The following is a 20,802-nucleotide window of genomic DNA, read 5'->3' as shown; positions in this document are numbered from 1 at the left end:
CCCAGCGATCACCCGGTTATCTGTTACCCGTAGGCCCGCGCAAGCGGAGCGCCGCCGGGCGATGTCTGTTGTCCATGCCACGCCTGGCGATAAAGTTCGGTTAACGCGTTAGCGTCTGGCGCGCGTGGGTTGGTCGGAGTACAGCTGTCGCGCAGCGCCTGGCCGACCATCTCCGGCAGGCGGCGCTCGAATTCAGCCGCCGCGATGCCGGTGTCGCTAATGCCGGAGGGCATGCTCATCTCTTCTTTTAAAGCCTGAATGGCGACCAGCAGGCTGGCGACGCCCTGGCGTGGCGAGGCGGCAGGCAGATCCAGCAGATGCGCCAGACGGGCATATTTATGCGCCGCGAGGGTGTCGCACTGGCCGTCGACATCGGCGTTCCAGGCGACGACGTGCGCCATCAGCAGGGCGTTGGCGCGGCCATGGGGCACGCGGAAGACGCCGCCGAGGGCGTGTGCCAGGCTGTGGGTTATCCCCAGCGAGGCATTGGTGAAGGCCATGCCCGCCATGCAGGAGGCGTTGTGCATCTTTTCGCGCGCCAGCAGGTTGTCGCCGCTGCGCCAGCAGGTCGGCAGATAGCGAAATACCTGCTGCACCACTTTCTCCGCCAGCGCGTCGGAAAAGTCGCTGGCGGCGCGGGAGACGTAGGCCTCAAGGGCGTGACACAGCACGTCCATGCCGGTGTCGGCGGTAATTGCCGGCGGTACCGAAGCCACCAGCGCCGGGTCAAGAATGGCGATATCCGGCAGCAGCGACGCATCCACCAACACCAGCTTCTCCGCGTTGGCTTTCACCACCGAAAAGGCGGTGACTTCCGAACCAGTGCCGCTGGTGGTGGGGATGGCGACAAAGCATGGACGCGGCCGGTTAGCCTGCGGACGGGTTTGCGCCAGGGAGAAAATAACCGCTTTGGCGGCATCGATTACCGAACCGCCGCCGAGCGCGATAACCAGATCCGGATAGTGGTTATCCATCAGCTTCATGCCGCGCACCACGGTGGCGATATCCGGATCGGCCACCACGTCGTCCCACACCTGCCAGGCGATCCCGCGCTGGCGCAGCAGGGCGGTGACGCGCTCGGCGAGGCCAAACTTCACCATCGCTTGATCGGTCACCAGCAGCACGCTACGGGCGGAGAGTTCGTTCAGCACCGAGAGGGCGTCCTGACCGAAGCAAATCCGCGGTTTCAGTAAAAATTCACTCATTGGGCTATTCACTCCTGTTAGGCGTCCCGAAACACGTTCTCGACAATGGCGACCACCGACATCGCTTTGTAGCGGTCTTTATTGAGCGCGAAGTACTCTTCCGCCAGCACGATGTCGTGCATACCGGCGCCGACGTTATCGACGGCGACCCAGGTCTGGTCCTTCATCGGCTGCTGATTGTCATCCAGTCGGGTGACCAACAGCAGGTTGCTGCCGCGTAGCTCATCGCATTTCTGCGTGGCGACGACATGGCCGGTTACCTTTGCGAGAATCATCGTTTATCGCCTTATATCAGTGCGTTACTTAGCAAGGCGCTCCAGCACCTGGCGGATAACGCGTTCCACGTTTTGCTCGTTGATTTCGCCTTCCATGCTGGCGGCGCCTGCGCTGGCGAAACGGTCATCGCTGCCTGCGGATCGCGCTGGCGCGGCGTTGGCCGGGGCGTTGAAACGCAGGTCATCAAGAATGCTGCGCTGCGGATCGCTCGCCGGAGAGACGATGGTCGGCTGTGGTTCAGGGCGGCTGCCCGGGGCGCGAAGCTCGTCGATCGACCGCACGCCGTAGCCGACTTTGCGGATATTGAGCAGGTTCATCGGGCCGACGTTGTCGGAGCTGGAGCCGCCGCCGACCGCGCCGCAGCCGAGGGTCAGCGCCGGGGAGATGTTAGTGGTCGCGCCGATACCGCCGAGTGCCGCCGGGGTATTAATCAGAATACGGTTAACTGGTTTTTCGAGGCTGAACTGGCGGATGACGTCCTGATTACGGGTGTGGATCACCAGCGTATGGCCGAGTCCTTCGTTGGTCAGCAGCTCCACCACGCGGTGGCAGGCGGCTTTCCAGTCCTCTGCCACGTACAGGCCGAGCACCGGGCACAGTTTTTCGCGCGAGTAGGGGTTTTTCGGCGATACGGTGGTCTGTTCGGCGATCAGTACTTTAGTGCTGGCCGGGACACAGAAGCCCGCCATCTGGCTGAGGTACAGCGCGGTTTTGCCGACCACTTTCGGGTTGATGGTGCCGTTCGGGCGCAGCAGCAGCGCCGCCATTTTCGCCGCTTCATCTTCATTCATAAAGTAGGCACCCTGCGCTTCCAGCTCGCGGTGAACCTCGTCGTAAATGCAGCCTTCGACGATGATCGACTGCTCGGAGGCGCAGATCACCCCATTATCGAAGGTTTTGCTGGTGATGATATCTTTCACCGCGTGGTGGATATCGGCGCTGCGTTCGATAAACGCCGGGCCGTTGCCCGGGCCGCCGCTGATGGTTGGGGTGCCGGACGCATAGGCCGCACGCACCATGCCTTCGCCGCCGGTGGCGAGGATCAGCGACACGTCTTTGCTGTGCATCAGCTCAGAGGTGGCTTCGAGCGTCAGCTGGGTGATGCCGTCGACGCAGCCCTCCGGCGCACCGGCCGCTTCCGCCGCGCGTTTGACGATTTCAATCGCCTTCCAGCTGCACTGACGCGCGCCCGGATGCGGGGAGAAGATAATGGCGTTGCCGGCCTTGAGGGCGATCAGCGCTTTGTAGATAACCGTAGAGGTTGGGTTCGTTGAGGGGACCAGCGCGCAAATGACGCCCAGCGGCACGCCCACGTCCATCACTTTTTTTACCGGGTCGTCATGAATGATGCCAACGGTCTTCATATCTTTGATGGCGTCGTAGACGCGCAGCGAGGCGAAACGGTTTTTCAGCACTTTGTCCTGCCAGTTGCCAAAACCGGTCTCTTCCGCGGCCATTTTCGCCAGCGCTTCGGCGTGGTGCGCTGCTTCCTGGGCCACGTTTTTCACGATGGCGTCGATTTGCTGCTGCGAAAAGGTGGCCAGCATCGCCTGCGCCTTTTTGGCGTTGCGCACCAGTTCCCGCGCGTTCTGCCGGGACTGCAAATCGTTATCCAGTTCAATCATGAGTCTATCCTTCATCAGACGAAAAGAGTGGAGACGGGGCGCGCCCTGTCAGGTCATGCTTTGTGCTGCGCCGCGATTTTTTCGATGTCGTTATGTGGACGCGCAATGACGCGAGAGCTGACGACTTCGCCGATGCGTTTCGCCGCTTCCACGCCGGAGTCGACCGCTGCGTTGACCGCGCCGACGTCGCCTTTCACCATCGCGGTGACCAGGCCGGAGCCGACGTTTTCATAGCCAATCAATTCGACGTTGGCGGCTTTGCACATCGCATCCGCGGCTTCAATACAGGCCACCAGACCTTTGGTTTCGATAAGACCAAGCGCTTCTTTCATCAGGTTTCTCCGTTAGTCCGCAATTTTGTAATGCGAGACGATTTTGTTGATGTCGTTATGCGGACGGGCGATGACCAGCGAGGTCACCACTTCGCCGATGCGTTGTGCGGATTCAACGCCGGAATCGACTGCCGCTTTTACCGCGCCGACGTCGCCTTTCACCATGGCGGTGACGAGGCCGGAGCCGACGTTTTCATAGCCGATAAGCTCGACGTTGGCGGCTTTACACATCGCATCCGCCGCTTCAATGCAGGCCACCAGACCTTTGGTTTCAATCAGACCTAATGCATCACCCATTTGTGTTCTCCTGGCCTTCAGGCCTTGTGTTTAATGACGATTTTGTTGATGTCGTTATGTGGACGCGCGATGACCAGCGAGGTCACCACTTCGCCGATGCGCTGCGCGGATTCCACACCGGAATCCACCGCCGCTTTTACCGCGCCGACGTCGCCTTTCACCATCACGGTGACCAGGCCGGAGCCGACGTTTTCATAGCCGATCAGTTCGACGTTGGCGGCTTTACACATCGCGTCCGCTGCTTCAATACAGGCCACCAGACCTTTGGTTTCGATAAGCCCCAATGCATCACCCATCGTGATCTCCTCCAGAACAGGTTTTGTTATTCGGGAAAACCGTCCGCGTAACGGCATCAACACGCGGAAGCGGCGTTCGGGGTTCACTATAGGGAATGGGGAAGGAAGTGAAATTTAAATCCGTGTAGATGAATATTTTAGGTTTTTACTCTGTGATTTAGCCTTATCCAGGCTTCTATTTATCTTTTCGTTCTGTTTTATGCGTATTGATTTTTATGATGATATGGCGCTTTTTTAGGCTATTTATCGGCGGGAGATGAATGTTAATAAGATGTTAATTACTTGCCAGCGGTTAGTAATATAGCCGCGTGATAATTGTGGGTATGCTCATGTTTTGGCGTCGAAGCTAAATGCAAAACGTGCGCTTTTAGCATCGTGGAAAGAGGGGGCAATAATGGAGCGTGAGCGAGGGCGCATTTTCCTCGCGGCGGTTCAGGGGGGACGGGTTAGTTAAGCGTGCTGCCGGACTTCAGCGTGCAGATGTAGAGCGGCGAGTTGATAGAGCTCAGCAGGATAGCTTTGTCGTTAAGCTTTTGCGCGTTGAGGAACAGGCCGTCATGGCTGTCGGACATTTCGCGCATGAAGTAGTCGAAGATGACATTCGGCGATTCGTCGATGGATGAGGCGCTGGATTCCCACTTTTTGATGCGGTAGTGGCGTTCGGTTGCCGAGATGCGTTGGCTGGTGTAGCTGAATTTGACGTAGCGCTGCAGGTAGAGCCAGCCGGCGGCAGAATCGGTATAGCCTTCCACCACCATCGAACCGTTGCCGTTAGCGGCAAAGTTAAAATGGATATTGCCGTTCACATTCTCTTTTTCCATGTTTTCAAAACGCATGATCGCTTTGGTGGAGCAGCTCATCACGCCATCGTTGGCATCTGGCAGCAGGCGCCAGACGCTAAAACCGGCGGCGGCGACAAACGTCAGAGCGGAAAGGGCGAAAAAGGTGCGGGGCGCGAGTTTCATTGCGGCTTCCAGGAGTAGTAAAAGTAGTTATCGCAATAGCTAAACGGGTTGTCCTCGTGCATCGCGCAGTGGGCGAGAAATACCCGGCCCAGGCCGTTAGTCTCCAGCCGGTCGCCGTAGAAGAAAACGAAACGCTCCCCCGGCTTGCAGCCGAGCTTCAGCCGCTGACGCACCTCATCGAAATTCTTAGCGTAGGCCGTGGCGGAAACCGAACGCAGCATTTCATCGCTGGCCAGCAGTTCGCACTGGCTGTGGTTCATCAGCGTCAGATTGATCGGTCGGGCGACGTGGGTACCGGCAAAAGTGAATGCCACCAGCAGCAGGGCGATGATCAGCAGACAGCCGCCGGCCAGATACCAGCACATTCCGCGCGCATGTGGCGAATCGGTGGGCGGCGTTGTCGCCGCCGGGGGGACGGTTTCAGCAGCCCTCTCGGGTGGGTTAGCGGCCTCGGTAAGCGCCGGCCCGGCATCGAGCAGTTCAATACTCAGATCCTGGTTCAGCTGCAGCATGCCGCGCGACACGGTGACGATAATGTTATCGATATCGTAGTGGCGGAAGGTTTTGCGCAGCATACTCAGGTATTGATTGAGGTTGCTGTTGGAAGAGGTTAAGCCGTTATCATCCCAGACTTTTTTTAATACTTCATCGCGGCTGACGACGCCGGTATGGCGGAGAAAAAAATAGAGTAGCGCGCTGGCGGTGATGGATAGCTGGCTATCCGGTTCATCGCTGCCGGGCAGGGTAAGCGTGCCGTCCGTTGCATCATAAATGAGACGGGCATTGATGTTATAGCGCATCGCGGCCTCACTCTATTCGCTTCACGCGGGAAGCGTCATTTTGGTCAGATCGTTCACCAGCGACTGGCGGTGTTCATTGCTCATGGTGCGCCCTTCGGTCAGTTCCGATAACCAGATGCCGTCGGCCGCGTAGCGTACCAGCGTGCCGGTCGGGCCGTTATCCAGCGCATCGCCCTGCGCCAGGTGATCCAGCATCCAGTCGCGCCAGCATTTTCGCAGCACCGGCTCGTCCGGCATCGCCAGCGACAGCACCATCAACTGGCGGCTTTCGTGAGTGTCCGTCAGCTCCGGGTTGGACAGATAGCGCAAATAGGCGCGGGTAAAGCGCCCGTAAGCGATGTTATCGGCGGCCATCAGTTCGCTAATCGCCTTTTCCATGATCGCCAGCAGCCGGGCGAACAGGGCGAAAATCAGCGCCTGCTTATTGGGAAAGTGATGCAGGAGGCCACCTTTGCTCACGCCAGCCTCGCGGGCGACGGCGTTCAGCGACAGGGCGGCGATACCATCCCGGCCGGCAATCATCGCTGCCGATTCAAGCAACTGACGGTGGAGACGGACGGGATCTTTTTTACGATGCTGGGCTTCCATATTCATGGCCGGAATCATACCGACCAGACGGTATGATTATTCTTGATCGCTATCAATATGAGAGGTGGCTTCGTGCGACGGGATACCGTTAATGCGTGGAGGCTCACAAATTGTCATATTAATGAACGCGATAACCCGGATGGGCTATCGCGTTGAGGTTTATTTCGTTGCCAGATGCACCGCCAGGCCGCTTTGCCCCGGCGCCAGCTCCGGGCGCAGCGTCAGCGACGGGATCAGATAATCGCCATGATTTTGCCGGCGGAATGGAATGGGCTCGGTTTGCCACAGCGTGTCCAGCCGCTCGGCCAGCGTGGCGCACTGGTCGGCGAATTGCCCGGCATCGGTTTTATCCGTGCGGTAGAACACCAGCGGCGGAAGCACCTCAAAGCCGGGATAGAACAGCATACCGTGCTGAATGGGGAACAGGATGTCGTCGATGGGGCCATTGATCCCGCGCGGTGAATAGTGTTCCGCCCAGCCGCCGGCGGTGACGATCAGCATCGCCCGTTTGCCGACGAAGGTGCCTTCCCCATAGCGATCGCCCCAGTGGCGGTCGCTGTGCTCGCCGACGCCATAGGCAAAGCCCCAGGCGTACACCCGGTCGATCCAGCCCTTCATGATGGCGGGCATTGAGAACCACCACAGCGGAAACTGGAAAATCACCGTATCGGCCCACAGCAGCTTTTCCTGCTCGGCTGCGATATCCGCACTTTGGGTGCCCTGGGCAAAAGCCTGTTTGGAATCGAGGGTCGGCCGCCAGAACTCGCCGACCGGCGGGGCGCCGCTGTCATCGGCGTCATACCCTGCCTTCCAGCGCATGGCGTAGAGATCGGAGACTTGCACTTCATGCCCGGCCTGCTGCAGATGGCGGACGGCAAAATTTTTCAGCGCGCCATTAAGCGAGCGCGGTTCCGGATGGGCGTAAATCAGCAGTACTTTCATAACATCACCTCTGGCGTATGGAGAGCTGCAGAGTAGGAAAGCTGACGCTATAGTAGAAATTAATTACTTAAATTCCAGGTATAGCCGTGCTTAATTTACATCGTCTGGATCTTAATCTGCTGCGCACGCTTGATGTGCTGCTCAGTGAAAATAATGTCACCCGGGCGGCGCAGCGGCTGAATCTGTCGCAGCCCTCGGTGAGCATTCAGCTCGCCAGGCTGCGGGAGATTTTCGCCGACCCGCTGCTGATGCCGGGTCCGCGCGGCATGCAGCCCACCGCCCGCGCCGATGAACTTCGCCAGCCGCTGCGCGCAGCGCTAGCCGCACTGGAGCAGGCGGTGGCGCCGGTGGCGCCTTTTGATCCGGCGACGGCGGCGGAGACCTGGCGGGTGGCAGCGACGGACTATATGGCCTCGGCGATCCTCCTGCCGATGCTGGGCAGGCTACGGCTGGCCTCTCCCGGCAGTCGGCTGGCGGTGTTCGAGCTACAGCCGGCGCGGCTGGAGCAGCAGGCGGCCAGCGATACAGTAGATCTCTTCTTTCATACCCGCGAGGGCGCGCCGCCGGGGCTACATCAGCGCCTGCTGTTTCGCGAACGCTATGTGCTGGCAGGCCGGGCGGAGCATCCGGCGCTGCGGCCTGGGCTTAGCCTGGAAACGTTCTGTCAGCTGGAGCACGTGATCGTCTCCCCGGACGGGGGCGGCTTCAGCGCGGCGACCGATACCGCGCTGGCGAATCTTGGCCTGGCGCGGCGGGTTGTCCTTTCCGTGCCACATTTCCTGTTTATGCTGGAGACCCTGCGCAATAGCGATCTGGTGGCGGTGCTGCCGGAGCGGCTGGTGCGCGGGCAGAGCGGGCTGGAAGTCGTCGAGCCGCCACTGGCGGTCGCCGGCTTTGAGATGCTGATGCTGTGGCACGAGCGCTGGCACCGCGACCCGGCGCATCAATGGCTGCGTCAGTTCATTGTGAATTCACTGGAGGAACAGACATGCTGAGTGGACTGAATCACCTGACCCTGGCAGTCAGCCAGTTGGCGCCGAGCGTGGCGTTTTATCAGCAACTGCTGGGCATGACGCTGCACGCCCGCTGGGACAGTGGCGCCTATCTCTCCTGCGGCGATCTGTGGCTGTGCCTGTCGCTGGATCCGCAGCGGCGCATCACCCCGTCGGAAGAGAGCGACTACACCCATTATGCGTTTAGCATTAGCGAGGCGGATTTCGCCAGCTTCGCCGCCCGCCTGGAGGTTGCCGGCGTGGCGGTCTGGAAGCTAAACCGCAGCGAAGGCGCCTCGCACTATTTCCTCGATCCCGATGGCCACAAGCTGGAGCTGCACGTCGGCAGTCTCGACCAGCGGCTGGCCGCCTGCCGTGAGCAGCCGTATAAGGGAATGGTGTTTTTTGACCAGTGAAGCTGATTTGCGGACGCGGGGTAACCCGTAGCCCCGGTAAGCGCAGCGCCACCGGGGAGAACAGGTTAAACTTCACTCCATCGCCACCTTCACCGCTTCTCCCAGCTTCACCATCACTGCTTTATGTTTCTCGGTCGGCGGCAGGGCGCAGTTGATCCTGACGCAGTTGCGATACTTGCCCGCTGCCGAAAACAGCGAGCCCGGCGCGACCTGGATCTTCAACCGGCACAGCTGTTTGGCGACGCAGACCATATCCACCTGCTCCGGGAGCTCCACCCACAGCATAAAACCGCCTTTTGGCCGGGTGACGCAGATCCCGCACGGGAAAAATTCCCGCAGCCAGCAGGTGTAGATCTCCATATTACGCTGATAGATCTGCCGCATCCGCCGCACGTGGCGGTGATAGTGGCCTTCGCGAATAAAATTGCAAGCCGCCAGCTGAGTGGAGGGGACGTTAGTGCCGCTGGCGGCGTACTTCATCTGTAGCAGCTTGTCGTAGTAGCGCCCGGGCGCTATCCAACCGATGCGCAGGCCGGGGGCGATGGTTTTGGTAAAAGAGCTGCAGAGCATCACCCGGCCGTCGATATCCCAGGAGTGAATGGTGCGCGGGCGCGGGTACTCGGTGGCCAGCTCGCCGTAAATATCATCCTCGAAAATCACGATATCGTGGCGCTGGGCCAGGTTCAGCACCGCGCGCTTGCGAGCGTCCGGCATGATAAAGCCCAGCGGGTTATTGCAGTTTGGCACGAGGATCACCCCTTTGATCGGCCACTGATCCAGCGCCAGCTCCAGGGCCTCAATGCTGATCCCGGTTTCCGGATCGGTAGGGATCTCAATGGTCTTTAATCCCAGTCCGCGCAGCATCTGCATCGTGCCGTAGTAGCAGGGAGATTCCACCGCCACGATATCGCCAGGCTGGCATACCGACAGCAAGGCCAGAGACAGCGCGCTATGGCAGCCGCTGGTGAGCACCAGATCGTCAGCCGTCACTATCGAGCCGCCGTCAAGCATCAGACGGGCGATCTGCTCCCTCAGCTCGCGGCGCCCGGCCAGCTCGTCATAGTTCAGCACTTCGCTGAGGTTATGCTGGATCGCCCGGCTCAGTTCGCGCCAGATAGGCTTCAGGCTTGGCTGTGTGACATCCGGCGAGCCGCCGCCGAAGGGGATAATCGATTTATCGTAGCGGGCGTCGAGCATGGTCAGCACCTGATCCCACTGGGTGATCTCCACCGGGCGCTGTACCGGACGCGACATCGGCGGCACCGGCGGCTGGGCCTTGCGCGGGGCAACGAAATAGCCCGATCGCGGCTGCGGTACGATCATCTGCTGCTGCTCAAGCAACTGATAGGCCTGCTGGACGGTGCTGATGCTGACGCCGTGCTCCTGGCTCAGGCTGCGCACCGACGGCAGTTTTTCGCCGTGGCGATACAGGCCCTGTTCGATGCGTTCGGCCAGCAGCGTAGCGAGATGTTGGTAGCGGGTCATGCTGTATCCTTAATTTCCGCCATACAGATGGAATAACCAGTACAGATTGGCGTAAAAATTGGGTTCTGGTGTACGTTTTAGCTAATCTGTATGTTAAAGAAAAGCGTTTTGTGAATCTGTATTCCTTGGCCCCAAATCCGTGAAGATAAAGCCTCTGGCAAGGTGAGGAGGTAGAGGATGGAATTTCACGAGAACAGGGCAAGACAGCCATTTATCGGTTTCGTACTGCTGGTGCGCTTTATCAAAAAATGGTGGCTTCAGGAGCAAACGCGCAGAGCTTTGCAGCGAATGAGCGACGAACAGCTGAAAGACATCGGCCTGCGTCGGGATCAGATCAATTAAAAAGTGCGGTTTTTTTCAGGCATCATTCCTTCTTTGCCCCGGTAAGCGCTGGCGACGCCGGGGAATACATTCACGAAATTTATCAATTGATGCGGCGCGATCGTCCGTTTCTTGATACTTACCCTGATAAGTATTATTTTCTTCTCAACAATGAGAGGAAAACCTGTGACCGAAGACGACCTGTTTGCCCGCCGCCCGTTGGGGATGAGAATGGCCATGGTGGTGCGCCAGTGGCGCGCCATTATTGACTCCGCTATCACCGATACCGGACTCACCCAGTCCAGCTGGACGGTGTTGATGCAACTGCATCAGCTGGGAGACAACGTCTCGGTCAGCGAACTGGCGGAGGTGCAGGGAATTGAACTGCCGCCGCTGATGCGCACCCTCTCGTTACTGGAAAAGCAGGGCTATCTGGTGCGTTCTACATCGCCATATGACAAACGCATTCGCCTGCTGACGCTGACCGCCGAGGGGCGGGCGATTCTGGCAAAACTGAGCTGCGTGATCGAGACCTATCAGGAACGCGTGACTCAGACCATCCCGGAGGCCGACCTCGCCACCTTCAGCGACACATTAAATCAAATCGCCTGCCGTTTGCGGAATATCCGCGAAGAAGATAACAAGATCTAACACACTATGATGACGCCTGAACAAAAATTTGCCCGCTGGGTACGGGTGAGTATTGCCGCTTTTCTGGGAATATTCGCCTGGTTTATCGTTGCCGATATCTGGATCCCGCTGACGCCGGACTCCACCGTCATGCGCGTGGTGACCCCGGTTTCGTCGCGGGTCTCCGGCTATGTCTCGCACGTTTATGTGCACAACAACAGCCAGGTGAAAAAGGGCGACCTGCTGTATGAGCTCGACCCAACGCCATTCATTAATAAAGTTGAAGCGGCGCAGATCGCCCTCGAGCAGGCGAAACTGAGCAACCAGCAACTGGATGCACAAATCGCCGCCGCCCGCGCCAACCTGCGCACCGCACAGTACACCGCCCGTAACGATAAGGTCACGCTCGATCGCTACCAGCGCCTGAGTACGATGCAGAACGTCTCGCAGTCCGACCTCGATAAGGTGCGGACCACCTGGCAGACCAGCGAGCAGTCGGTCTCGGCGCTGAACGCGCAGATCCAGAACCTGCTGATCCAGCGCGGTGAGCGCGACGATAAGCGCAACGTCACTCTGCAGAAATACCGTAATGCGCTGGAGGAGGCGCAGCTGAACCTGGCCTGGACCCAGGTGCGTGCCGAAACTGACGGTATGGTCAGCAACCTGCAGCTTAACCCGGGGATCTACGCCACCGCGGCGACGGCCGTGCTGGCGCTGGTCAACAACAATACAGATATCGTCGCTGACTTCCGTGAAAAGAGCCTGCGCCACACGGCGGTGAATACCGATGCAGCGGTGGTCTTTGATGCCCTGCCGGGGCAAGTCTTCCCGGCGCACGTCACCAGCAGCGATGCCGGGATTCTGGCGGGGCAGGAGGCGGTGAACGGCCAGCTGTCGCAGCCGGAGCAGTCCACCCGCTGGGTGCGCGACGCACAGCGCATGCGCATTCACGTCGCCCTGGATCAGCCGCTAGACAAACCGCTGCCGACCGGCGCCCGCGCTACGGTGCAACTGTACAATAGCGAAGGACCTTTCGCCCGCACCTTTGCCGGCCTGCAGATCCACCTGGTGAGCTGGTTGCACTATGTCTATTAATACCCTGGCGCACGTCTTTACGCCGCACGGCAATATCGTCTACACGGCGAATGATTTTCGCCAGACGGTGCGTATCGCCGTGGCCGGGACGATTGCGCTCAGCATCTCCACCTTCTACGACGTGCAGTACGGCGTATTTTTTGTGGTGTATCCGCTGATGCTGATGTCGCTGGTGCCGGTGTTCAACCGCCATGTCGCCCGCCAGTTTGTGTTCAGCGCGGCGGTGAACTGCGTCGAAATGGTACTGATCGTCGGTTATCTGTCGCAGTGGCCGGTGATCATGACCCTGGTGGTGTTCGCCCTGTACGTGATGCGTTTTCGCTTTATGAGCCAGGGGCCGCTGTTTCTGCTGGGGTCGATGGGCGTGGTGTGCCAGAGCACGATGCTCAACTTTATGAGCTATCCCACCAGCAACTGGCACACCCTGATGTTCTCCAATATGGAAGCCTGCGTGCTGGCGGTGGCGCTGAGCGCGCTGCTGCATTACCTGATCCCGGACGTCGAACCGCGCAAGCCGCCGCCGCGCATTGAAAAAGACGCCGCCCGCATTCGCCACGAGTCGCTGCTCTCCGGTACGGTCGCGACGATCATCTTTGTGGTGTTCCAGATCTGCGATCTCAGTGACTCGCTGTCGGCGCTGATGGCCGGGATCCTGATCCTGTTCCCGATGCACTATCGCGGGGCGGTGATCAGCTCGATCTGGCGCGTCGTCGGGGTGGTGCTGGCCTGTCTCTATATTCTGGTGGTGCAACTGATCATCTATGATTTCAGCAACCACATGATCCTGATGATGCCGCTGATTGGTCTCGGGCTGGCCTTCAGCGCCCGCCTGCACGTGATGGAGAAAGTGGGCGCCGGGGTGGGCTTCGCCAGCATCACCACCATCGGCATTATGTTCGGCCAGAATCTGCATCCCTATCAGGATCTGGTATTCAGCGACCTGTACCGCATCACCTCGGTGACGGTCTCGCTGGTGGTGACGCTGACTCTGGTCTTTCTCATGCACCGTCTTCTGAACTGCTTTGCGGCGACGCGCTTTGTGGTGAGCGAATAGGGTCACACCGTCATCGCCCGCTGCGCATCGCGAAAGGCGTTATGGAGTAAGCGCCACATATGGTGCGCGGCGGGGGGAAAGCGGCGGTTCGAGTTGCGTAATAAGTGGCATTGGGCGCTGCTGGCGATCGGATGGTCGATGGGGACCGCCTTTAGTATGCCGTGAGCGATTGCTTCCCGGGCGGCGAATTCGGTCATGAAAGAGATCCCCAGACCGGCCTGGCTCAGGCTCATGGCGGTGGAAAAGAGGTTGCAGCGATAGGCCGGATGAAACTGCCGCCCGGCGGTTTTAAACATGGCGTTCATATGGCGCTGTAGGCCAAAGCTTTCTGTCAGGGCGATCAGGCGATATTGCGTCAGCTCATCGATGGTCACCATTGACTGTCGCGCGATGGGATGCTGCGGAGAGACCACCGCGCAGATGGGCCCCCACTGGAAGCTGTGGCGTTTAAGCTCCGGATTGCCGATGGGGCCGAAGGCGACCGCCATATCCGCTTCACCGCTGGCGATATCGTTGAGCATCTCCTGCATATTGCCGACGCTAATATCAACGAATACGTTCGGCCACGACTGCGAAAACGTGCTCATCACCGACTCGATAAAGGTCGTCACCAACCCCCCGCCAATTCTCACAGAGATGGTGCCGCCACGCATATGGCGTAAATCCTTTAGATGACTCTCCAGCTTTTCCCGCCGCTGGCGGCTTTCGTGGTAATCCTCGGCCAGCAAACGTCCGGCTTCAGTGAGCGCCACATTGCGCCCCTGTCGCTCCAGCAGAGGGAGTTCCAGCGTTCGCTCCAGATGCGCTATCTGGCGGCTGATAACCGACGGATTAATCCCCAGAATATCAGCGGCCCGCCGAATGCCCCCCTGGATCCCCACTTCGTACAGATAGCTCATGGGTCGTTCATGCAACATCCTGTCTCCCTCCTTTGTTGACTTCAGGTCAACAATAACATCCTTTACCAGACATTTATCATCCCGGCTAGTTATAGATAATCGTGATTCAGGTACATAACAGACAAGGGGAGTCACGGAACGGATTAACTGCCATGGCAATAAACCAGTACCACCGGTGGTTGCCAATAATAAGATATCGATATGCCAGTAAAAAGATAAATAAGTGAGGTATATGCCTGTTGCCGGCTTTTCGGGAAAAGAGAGGCACCTTATTTATTGATGGGTGTTTTACGTCAAAATAATCAATGCCAAAACCAATACATTGAAAAGCGTCCAAATGGCAAAAGACCAATAAAATATTTCATAATGTGAGGACAGGGTATGAGTGAAAATAAAACGTTGGAACGTTCCTCCGACGACGCGACAAATGAGTGGCGGGTAGGACCTGGAGCATGGATCTCGCTGGTGGTGGTGTTATTAGTCTTCTCCGGGCTGCTGTTTAAAGTGGAAGGGATGGCCTGGCTGGGGGCTTTCGACTTTACCACCCTCGGCGGCGCATTTGGCACGATGAAGACCCCGGAAACTAACACTTTTATCGGCAGCGGCGGCATCAGCGCCAAGGCCGGTTTCTTGTTTGCGCTGTCGCTGGTCCCTACGGTGATGCTGGCGCTGGGGTTGCTGGAAATCTTTACCCATTATGGCGCGATACGTGCAGCGCATAAGCTGCTGACGCCGTTGTTACGCCCGTTACTGGGGATCCCGGGTTATACCGGTCTGGCGTTAATTACCGACCTCCAAAGCACCGATGCCGGGGCCGCGTTGACCAAAGAGCTGTATGACAGCAAAAAAATTAGTCGGAAAGATGTGGTGATTATGGGGGCATGGCAATATTCCGGCGCCGGTCTGATCAATAACTATTTCTCCATTGGCTCAGCGCTTTTCGCATCGTTAACCATCCCTATTATTATTCCGCTGCTGTTAATGTTTGTGCTGAAATTCGTGGGCGCGGCAATCACCCGTCTGGTTTTGAATACGGCCTATAAAGGGGATTTTGATAATGAGTAATTCGGCAAAAGTGGCCAGTAATCCGTTTGATATTTTTGTTATCGGTGCACGTAAAGGATTTAATATCGCCATCAACAATCTGATGCCGAATGTATTAATGGCATATGTGATCGCCGAAATGCTTAATTTGCTCGGGGTGATGCAGTTGATAGGCCAGGTCTGCGCGCCGCTGATGGGCCTGTTTGGCTTACCGGGCGAAGCGATTACCGTGCTGCTCACCTCCTGGCTTTCCGCCTCGGCGGGGACGGGAGTGGCGGTGAGCCTGTTGAGTAAAGGCACCCTCAACGTGGCGGACGTCACTATCCTGATCCCGGCCATCTTCCTGATGGGTTCGCAACTACAGTATATGGGGCGGCTGCTTGGGGTGGCGGATGTCCCGAAAAAATACTGGCCGCTGCTGATGGCGGTGAGCATTATCAACGCCGTCATCGCCATGCTGGTCATGCGCGTGATGGCATAATGAAAGGCAAGGAGTCAGTCGTGTCGCGAACGTTAGAGCATTTCAATTATCTGCACCAAATACCTGAGTTGGGCTTTGAGGAGTACAAAACCTCGGCTTACATCGGCGACGCCCTGGCGGCGGCAGGGTTCCGGGTTCACCGCAACGTTGGCGGGACTACCGGGATTGTCGCCGAAATCGATAGCGGGGAACCGGGGCCAGTGGTGGCGCTACGGGCAGATATGGATGCGCTGGGCCATATTATCGATGGCCGCTTAGAGGCCCGTCATACCTGCGGTCATGATGGCCACTCTTCGGTGGTATTAACCGCCGCCGAAGAGATCCTCGCCGAGGGACTGGTAAAGCGTGGGAAGTTAAAAGTGCTTTTTCAGCCTGCTGAAGAGCTGGGGACGGGCGCGATCGCTTTAACGGAGGCCGGGGTACTGGATGACGTAGAGATGCTGTTCGGCTTCCATCTCCGGCCGCTGGAAGAGTGTCCGATGGGCCAGGCGGTACCGGCAATGTACTATTCCGCTTCGGCGACGGTGATGGTGGATTTTCACGGCAAAGCCGCTCACGCCGCTCGTCCGCATCTGGGCATTAACGCGCTGGATGCCGCCTCGCATGCAGTACAGGCGGTGAACGGTATCCATCTGGCGCCGTCGCTCACCTGGAGCGCGAAAGCGACGCGCTTTCTTTGCGATGCGGGCGTCACCAATTCGGTGCCGGCGAAAGCGCACGTCTGTTGGGATCTGCGCTGCGAGGAAAATGACGGCATGGCGACACTCAAAGAACGCGTGGTCAGGGCTATCGAGAGTAGCGCAGCAGCATATGGCGCCAGCGTCGACATCCGGGTAGTCAAAGAGATGCCGGCGGCGATTATCGACGCAGAAGCCACGGCTATCATAAGCCAGGCAATATGCGAAACCTTTGGCGAGGCGGGCTTAACGGCCGCGAAGAGTACGCCGGGCAGCGAAGATTTTTTCCACTATTTGCGTCTGCGCCCGGCGGTGAAAGGTGGCTTCTGGGGACTGGGCTGCAACCTGCTGCCGGGCCTGCATCATCCGGAAATGCATTTCGATCGCACCGCGCTGGCGGATGGCGTGCGGGTATTCAAATCCTGCGTTCGCCAGCTGTTGGGCTGAGGCTAAGCTGCCAGCCCCCGGGTAGCGGCTTACGCCTTACCCGGGCTACGGTTGGGCATTTTGTCGGTAGCCCCGGTAAGCGTAAGCGCTACCGGGGAAGCGTCCCGGATGTCGGCTAACGCCTCATCCGGGCTACCGCGGTGTGCATAGGTCGCCAACAGGTGATAGTCATTTCCGGCGACGCGAAACAGGGCTGCCGTTTCGCCGGGTATAACCCATCGTTGCTCATCGCCTGGCATGCAGCTCAGGTAAATGCACAATCCGCAGCCGCTGCGCAGCTGGCGCGGAATATCCTTCACCTCGAAGGTCATTCCCGCCGCCTGCAGGGCTTTGCGCATCCGCACCACCCCCACCGTGGAATGAAATAAAAACAGAAAGGTTGTCATCCGCGCCTCCGCTGGCGCTGGCCGATCAGCGCCGCGCCGATCGCCCCGGCAAACTGGGCGTCGGGATGGGATGTCACCGCCATGCCGACATGGCTTTCCAGCATCCGGGCAAAGGTGGCGCAGTGGCTGACGCCGCCGGTAAACAGCAGCGGCCCCTGCGCCGATAAGCGGCCAATAAAGTTCGCGCTGCGCCGGGCCATGGCGTTAATCACCCCGGCCAGAATCGCCTCCGGCGCGACGCCGGCCGACCGCAGGCTAATGACCTCCGATTCGGCAAACACCGTGCACATGCTGGTAATCGCATGCGGCTCGACGTCTGTAGTGATGCTGTCGAGTTGTTCGACGCTGGCGCCAAGCGTCCGCGAAATGACGTCCAGAAAGCGGCCGGTGCCGGCGGCGCATTTATCATTCATCAGGAAGTCGCTGAGGTTGCCCTCGGCGTCCAGCTGGATGACTTTGCTGTCCTGGCCGCCGATGTCAATCACCGTGCGGGTCTCCGGCGCCAGCAGGCGAGCGCCGAGGCCGTGACAAGAGATCTCCGTCACCTGCTTATCGGCAAAATCCACCAACTGGCGACCATAGCCGGTGAGGGTTAAAAAAGGCGTCTCCGTGAGGCCGGCGCGTAGCGTTTCCCAGGCCTTATGGATGGCGTCGGCGGGGCGAAAGGGAGTGGGGCAGAGGAAGCGGCGTACAATGACGCCGTCCGCCAGCAGGATGCCTTTTGTGGCGGTGGAGCCGGAATCAATGCCAACCGTATAGTTCACGCGAGCTCCTTACAGCATTTCGATAAAGGCGGCGACGCGGGTGCTGAGCTGGCCGAGGTCCGCCGTCGAATAGTCGGTTTCTATCGCCATATAAGGAAGGTCGTGCTGCTGGCGCAGATGGCGTTTAATCGCCAGCGATTCCACGGCATAGGTATGGCAGGCCTGCAAAATGACGTCGATCACCCCGTCGGCCTGATACTCCTCCACCATCTGGCTCAGCAACTGCAGACGCTGGTCGTTAGGGGAGATACAGGAGCAACCGATGGCGAGATATTTATCGGTTAAGGCGTCGTAGACGTCGCCCTCTTCCGCCACGCAGCGCTCGGTGGCTTTCGCGCCGGTGCAGTTTTCATAGCCGACCACCCAGCCGCCGTTTTCCTCGATGGCGCGGACCACTTTTTCCGCCGCGCCGCCGATCGGGCAGCCGGTGATCAGGATCCGCGGACGTGGCTCGAGCCGTTTACCCTGCCGCCACTCCTGATGGATGCGGTCCGCCATGGCATGCAGTTCATCAATCAGGGCGGTTTTGTCGAAACGGAAGGTGGCGCCATATACCACTTTCAGGATGTCGCCGCCGCTGAGCGCCGGCGGATTGAGTTGCCCGAGACGATAAAAGTGGGCCAGCGCCCGGCGCTCGCGATTTTTCAACACGATGGCTTCGCGCAGCGCCGCCTCGCTAATCGGCGTGCCAAACCGGTCCTCAATCACCTGCTGCAGGCGCAGGATCTCCGCTTTCCACAGCGCGCGGGAGGCGGCGTCGCTGGCGCTGTTCGGCAACTGCATGACGTGGACCGCCTTGAACTCGGCCATGTACTCGTACATCTTCTTTTTACCGTCGCAGGTGGTTTCCCCGACCACCAGGTCAGAGAAATAGAAGTACGGGCATTTATCGGTTTTGCCGAAGCCATAGCTGCTTTTGATAAGCGGGCAGAGGTTGCGCGGCAGATCTTTTTCCGCTTCCTCGATGGTTTCATCGGAGGTGGAGCACAGTGAAACGACAATGGCGCCCGCCGCCATGGCGATCTCCTGAGGCATAAAGGTGCAGTAGGTGCCCACCAGCGGCACGTTCTGCTCTTTAAGATCCATGACGGTGAGAAAGCCCTTCTGGCGAGCTTCTGAGAACTGGTCAAAAATGGCGGGTAGATCGGTGATAAGCGACATGATTTTCCTTCCCCGTACACGGGAGATGCTGAAAGAGTCGCCATTATAGCCCTGTTGTTTGTGAGCTTTTATTGATCTCCTGCGTCTGCGCGCGGCGTTAATAGACCTTCTTCAAATCCATCTCTTCCTGGATCCGCTCGCTCCACGCCAGATGGGTGCGGATAGCCTCTTCGATACCGGCGTTGTAAAACAGCGGCCCCAGCTCTTTGGCGATAAAGTCGACAAAAAACTCGGCGTCAAACTGCTCCAGCTCGAGGTTGAAGGTCTCTTCGCAGTACTTGCTGAGCTTATCGCGCAGCAGGTCGCGCTGTGCCGGGCTGAGTTCAATGTCGTTCATGATGGAGCTTTCTCCGTAAAAGGGCTCACGACTGCCGGGCTTCGATCACCGCTTGCCCACACTGGCGCTGATGGCGTAACAGTCCGGCCAGGCAGCAGGCGGCGACGATCCCGGCGGCCACCGCCAACAGGTGGAAGGGGAGTCTGCCGCCATGGAACCACAGCCAGCGCGCGCCTTCAATCGATAACGCGCTGACGCTGAGGATCACGATATTCAGCGAGGCGGAGACCGTGCCTTTCGGCAGGTCGTTGGAAAAGAGGGTAAAGCGAAACAGCGTCGGGAAAATCAGCCCGATGCCGAAGGCGTAGAAGCAGGTGCCGAGCACTGACCACAGCCAGACGTGCGGCCATATCAGATTCCCAACGATCAGGATGGCCAGGCCGAGCATCTGTATCGGGACCGCGCTGAGCACAAAGCGCGGGCGGGTGGGATCTTTTACCCAGCGCGCCACCGACAGATTAGCGATGATGACGGCGCTAAAGACTGGTACCTGGCTCCAGGCGAACTCGCTGGTGGTCAGCCCGCCGGCGTCCATTAAAATCACTGGCGATACCGCCACCCAGCTCATCAGCGGAATATAGCTCAGAGACAGCGTGGCGGCGCCGAGTAAAAAGATGCGGTTACGAAAGACGGCGCGGAAATCGCGCAGCACGCCGGGCAGGCTGAATGGCACATCGCCGCGGCGCACCGTCTCCGGCATGGTCAACAGCAGGCCGAGCCAGGCCACCAGCCCCATGGCGGCGATGATGCCGAACAGCGCTTTCCAGTGGATGAAATGCATCAGCGCCGCGCCGGAGAGCGGGCCGACGATCGGCGCCACCAGCACGACGGAGGTGATCACCGCCATCAGCCTGATCGATCTTTTTTCCTCAAAGGCCTCCTGCACGGTGACGTAGCCGACGGTGGCGATAAAGCAGATGCTGGTGCCCTGCACGAAGCGGGCAATCAGGAACTGGGTCATGGAGGTGGTGAACAACGTCGCCAGGCACGCGAGGGTGAAAATCAGCGCGCCGGTGAGCAGTACCGGACGCCGTCCGATCCGGTCAGAGAGCGGCCCCAACAGCCATTGCAGCGCCATGCCGCCGGCCATATACAGGCTCACCGAGGCAGGAGCCAGCGCCACATCGGCATTGAAATCCCGCACCACGTGGAGGATCCCCGGCTGGATCAGGTCGGTAGTAAGATAGGCTGAAAAATCATACAGAATGAGCGCCGCCGGGAAGAACAGCGCGGCGGCGTGGCGGGTCAGCCAGTGGGAAATCCGGTGCATCATTTCTCCCTCCCTGT

General features: G+C 59.0%; 25 protein-coding genes and 1 pseudogene. 9 read left to right on the top strand and 17 right to left on the bottom strand.

The features are described from left to right. Positions 1-23: 23 nt before the first annotated feature. From SP68_RS22615 to SP68_RS22570, 10 genes are all read right to left on the bottom strand, one after another. Positions 24-1,205: a 1-propanol dehydrogenase PduQ gene (locus SP68_RS22615; protein WP_040972711.1), complete on the bottom strand. Its 1,182-nt coding sequence runs from the start codon at positions 1,203-1,205 to the stop codon at positions 24-26. A gap of 17 nt (positions 1,206-1,222) precedes the next feature. Beyond that, positions 1,223-1,480, bottom strand: coding sequence for a EutN/CcmL family microcompartment protein (locus tag SP68_RS22610; protein ID WP_040972713.1), 258 nt, complete (start codon positions 1,478-1,480; stop codon positions 1,223-1,225). A gap of 24 nt (positions 1,481-1,504) precedes the next feature. Beyond that, a complete protein-coding gene (locus tag SP68_RS22605; protein ID WP_023297000.1) occupies positions 1,505-3,106 on the bottom strand; it encodes an acetaldehyde dehydrogenase (acetylating) in 1,602 nt (533 codons plus the stop codon). Between the two features lie 53 nt (positions 3,107-3,159). Continuing rightward, positions 3,160-3,438: a BMC domain-containing protein gene (locus SP68_RS22600; protein ID WP_004146125.1), complete on the bottom strand. Its 279-nt coding sequence runs from the start codon at positions 3,436-3,438 to the stop codon at positions 3,160-3,162. A 12-nt stretch (positions 3,439-3,450) separates the two neighbouring features. After that, entirely contained in the window at positions 3,451-3,735 is a 285-nt protein-coding gene (locus SP68_RS22595; RefSeq protein ID WP_002442227.1) for a BMC domain-containing protein, read from the bottom strand. A gap of 17 nt (positions 3,736-3,752) precedes the next feature. Beyond that, positions 3,753-4,031 (bottom strand): BMC domain-containing protein, encoded by a 279-nt coding sequence (locus SP68_RS22590; RefSeq protein ID WP_012542984.1) that lies wholly within the window; start codon positions 4,029-4,031, stop codon positions 3,753-3,755. 446 nt (positions 4,032-4,477) lie between these two features. Beyond that, on the bottom strand, positions 4,478-4,996 hold the full coding sequence (locus tag SP68_RS22585) for a FidL-like protein (protein WP_004182811.1): 519 nt from the start codon (positions 4,994-4,996) through the stop codon (positions 4,478-4,480). Then, positions 4,993-5,796: a winged helix-turn-helix domain-containing protein gene (locus tag SP68_RS22580; protein ID WP_022065975.1), complete on the bottom strand. Its 804-nt coding sequence runs from the start codon at positions 5,794-5,796 to the stop codon at positions 4,993-4,995. The genes SP68_RS22585 and SP68_RS22580 overlap by 4 nt, the downstream gene beginning before the upstream one ends. 21 nt (positions 5,797-5,817) lie before the next feature. After that, complete coding sequence (locus tag SP68_RS22575) at positions 5,818-6,402, bottom strand: TetR/AcrR family transcriptional regulator (RefSeq protein ID WP_022065974.1); 585 nt, start codon at positions 6,400-6,402, stop codon at positions 5,818-5,820. Between the two features lie 141 nt (positions 6,403-6,543). Next, positions 6,544-7,326, bottom strand: coding sequence for an NAD(P)H-dependent oxidoreductase (locus SP68_RS22570; protein ID WP_012542981.1), 783 nt, complete (start codon positions 7,324-7,326; stop codon positions 6,544-6,546). A gap of 86 nt (positions 7,327-7,412) precedes the next feature. Here SP68_RS22570 and SP68_RS22565 point away from each other — a divergent pair, with 86 nt between their 5' ends. Beyond that, entirely contained in the window at positions 7,413-8,321 is a 909-nt protein-coding gene (locus tag SP68_RS22565; RefSeq protein ID WP_032756134.1) for a LysR family transcriptional regulator, read from the top strand. Beyond that, entirely contained in the window at positions 8,315-8,734 is a 420-nt protein-coding gene (fosA, locus tag SP68_RS22560) for a FosA5 family fosfomycin resistance glutathione transferase (protein ID WP_032756137.1), read from the top strand. Before SP68_RS22565 ends, fosA begins: the two co-directional genes overlap by 7 nt. A 72-nt stretch (positions 8,735-8,806) precedes the next feature. Here fosA and SP68_RS22555 read toward each other — a convergent pair whose 3' ends face one another. Beyond that, positions 8,807-10,219, bottom strand: a complete 1,413-nt coding sequence (locus SP68_RS22555) for an aminotransferase-like domain-containing protein (RefSeq protein ID WP_012969021.1) — start codon at positions 10,217-10,219, stop codon at positions 8,807-8,809. 177 nt (positions 10,220-10,396) lie between these two features. Here SP68_RS22555 and SP68_RS22550 point away from each other — a divergent pair, with 177 nt between their 5' ends. The 4 genes from SP68_RS22550 (at position 10,397) to SP68_RS22535 (ending at position 13,319) form a co-directional block, all read left to right on the top strand. After that, positions 10,397-10,561 (top strand): DUF1127 domain-containing protein, encoded by a 165-nt coding sequence (locus SP68_RS22550; RefSeq protein ID WP_008807599.1) that lies wholly within the window; start codon positions 10,397-10,399, stop codon positions 10,559-10,561. A 165-nt stretch (positions 10,562-10,726) separates the two neighbouring features. After that, complete coding sequence (locus SP68_RS22545) at positions 10,727-11,191, top strand: MarR family winged helix-turn-helix transcriptional regulator (RefSeq protein ID WP_040972717.1); 465 nt, start codon at positions 10,727-10,729, stop codon at positions 11,189-11,191. A gap of 6 nt (positions 11,192-11,197) precedes the next feature. Further along, a complete protein-coding gene (locus SP68_RS22540) occupies positions 11,198-12,265 on the top strand; it encodes an HlyD family secretion protein (protein WP_039102796.1) in 1,068 nt (355 codons plus the stop codon). After that, positions 12,255-13,319, top strand: a complete 1,065-nt coding sequence (locus tag SP68_RS22535) for a DUF2955 domain-containing protein (protein WP_008807596.1) — start codon at positions 12,255-12,257, stop codon at positions 13,317-13,319. Before SP68_RS22540 ends, SP68_RS22535 begins: the two co-directional genes overlap by 11 nt. A gap of 2 nt (positions 13,320-13,321) precedes the next feature. Here the strand turns inward: SP68_RS22535 and SP68_RS22530 are convergent, their stop codons facing one another. Continuing rightward, positions 13,322-14,236, bottom strand: a complete 915-nt coding sequence (locus SP68_RS22530; RefSeq protein ID WP_040972718.1) for a LysR family transcriptional regulator — start codon at positions 14,234-14,236, stop codon at positions 13,322-13,324. Between the two features lie 363 nt (positions 14,237-14,599). On the opposite strand from SP68_RS22530, the gene SP68_RS22525 reads away from it, so the two are divergent. Genes SP68_RS22525 through SP68_RS22515 form a run of 3 tightly spaced genes read left to right on the top strand, consistent with a single transcriptional unit; the run spans position 14,600 to position 16,867 of the window. Beyond that, complete coding sequence (locus tag SP68_RS22525; RefSeq protein ID WP_008807594.1) at positions 14,600-15,283, top strand: nucleoside recognition domain-containing protein; 684 nt, start codon at positions 14,600-14,602, stop codon at positions 15,281-15,283. Further along, positions 15,276-15,743 carry a YjiG family protein gene (locus SP68_RS22520; protein WP_008807593.1) on the top strand — a complete coding sequence of 156 codons (468 nt, stop codon included), beginning with the start codon at positions 15,276-15,278 and terminating at the stop codon, positions 15,741-15,743. Before SP68_RS22525 ends, SP68_RS22520 begins: the two co-directional genes overlap by 8 nt. 20 nt (positions 15,744-15,763) lie before the next feature. Then, positions 15,764-16,867: a M20 peptidase aminoacylase family protein gene (locus SP68_RS22515; RefSeq protein WP_032732454.1), complete on the top strand. Its 1,104-nt coding sequence runs from the start codon at positions 15,764-15,766 to the stop codon at positions 16,865-16,867. Between the two features lie 134 nt (positions 16,868-17,001). On the opposite strand, the pseudogene SP68_RS22510 reads toward SP68_RS22515, so the two are convergent. The 5 genes and pseudogenes from SP68_RS22510 to mdtM all read right to left on the bottom strand — a co-directional run. Then, positions 17,002-17,253 (bottom strand): annotated as a pseudogene (locus SP68_RS22510) (putative Se/S carrier protein); the annotation flags it as partial. Beyond that, positions 17,250-18,017, bottom strand: a complete 768-nt coding sequence (gene yjiL / locus SP68_RS22505) for a putative 2-hydroxyacyl-CoA dehydratase activator YjiL (protein ID WP_040972723.1) — start codon at positions 18,015-18,017, stop codon at positions 17,250-17,252. The pseudogene SP68_RS22510 and the gene yjiL, both read right to left, overlap by 4 nt. Before the next feature lie 9 nt (positions 18,018-18,026). Further along, the gene (locus SP68_RS22500; RefSeq protein ID WP_040972725.1) at positions 18,027-19,178 is read right to left on the bottom strand and encodes a double-cubane-cluster-containing anaerobic reductase; all 1,152 of its coding nucleotides are present in this window, start codon (positions 19,176-19,178) and stop codon (positions 18,027-18,029) included. A gap of 97 nt (positions 19,179-19,275) precedes the next feature. After that, positions 19,276-19,515 carry a DUF2164 domain-containing protein gene (locus SP68_RS22495; protein WP_008807589.1) on the bottom strand — a complete coding sequence of 80 codons (240 nt, stop codon included), beginning with the start codon at positions 19,513-19,515 and terminating at the stop codon, positions 19,276-19,278. 25 nt (positions 19,516-19,540) lie between these two features. Then, positions 19,541-20,788 carry a multidrug efflux MFS transporter MdtM gene (mdtM, locus tag SP68_RS22490; protein ID WP_012969015.1) on the bottom strand — a complete coding sequence of 416 codons (1,248 nt, stop codon included), beginning with the start codon at positions 20,786-20,788 and terminating at the stop codon, positions 19,541-19,543. Positions 20,789-20,802: the final 14 nt, after the last annotated feature.

Origin of the sequence: Klebsiella variicola (assembly GCF_000828055.2) — a bacterium.
Classification (GTDB): Bacteria; Pseudomonadota; Gammaproteobacteria; order Enterobacterales; family Enterobacteriaceae; genus Klebsiella; species Klebsiella variicola.
This window is presented reverse-complemented; position numbering and strand designations above follow the sequence as displayed.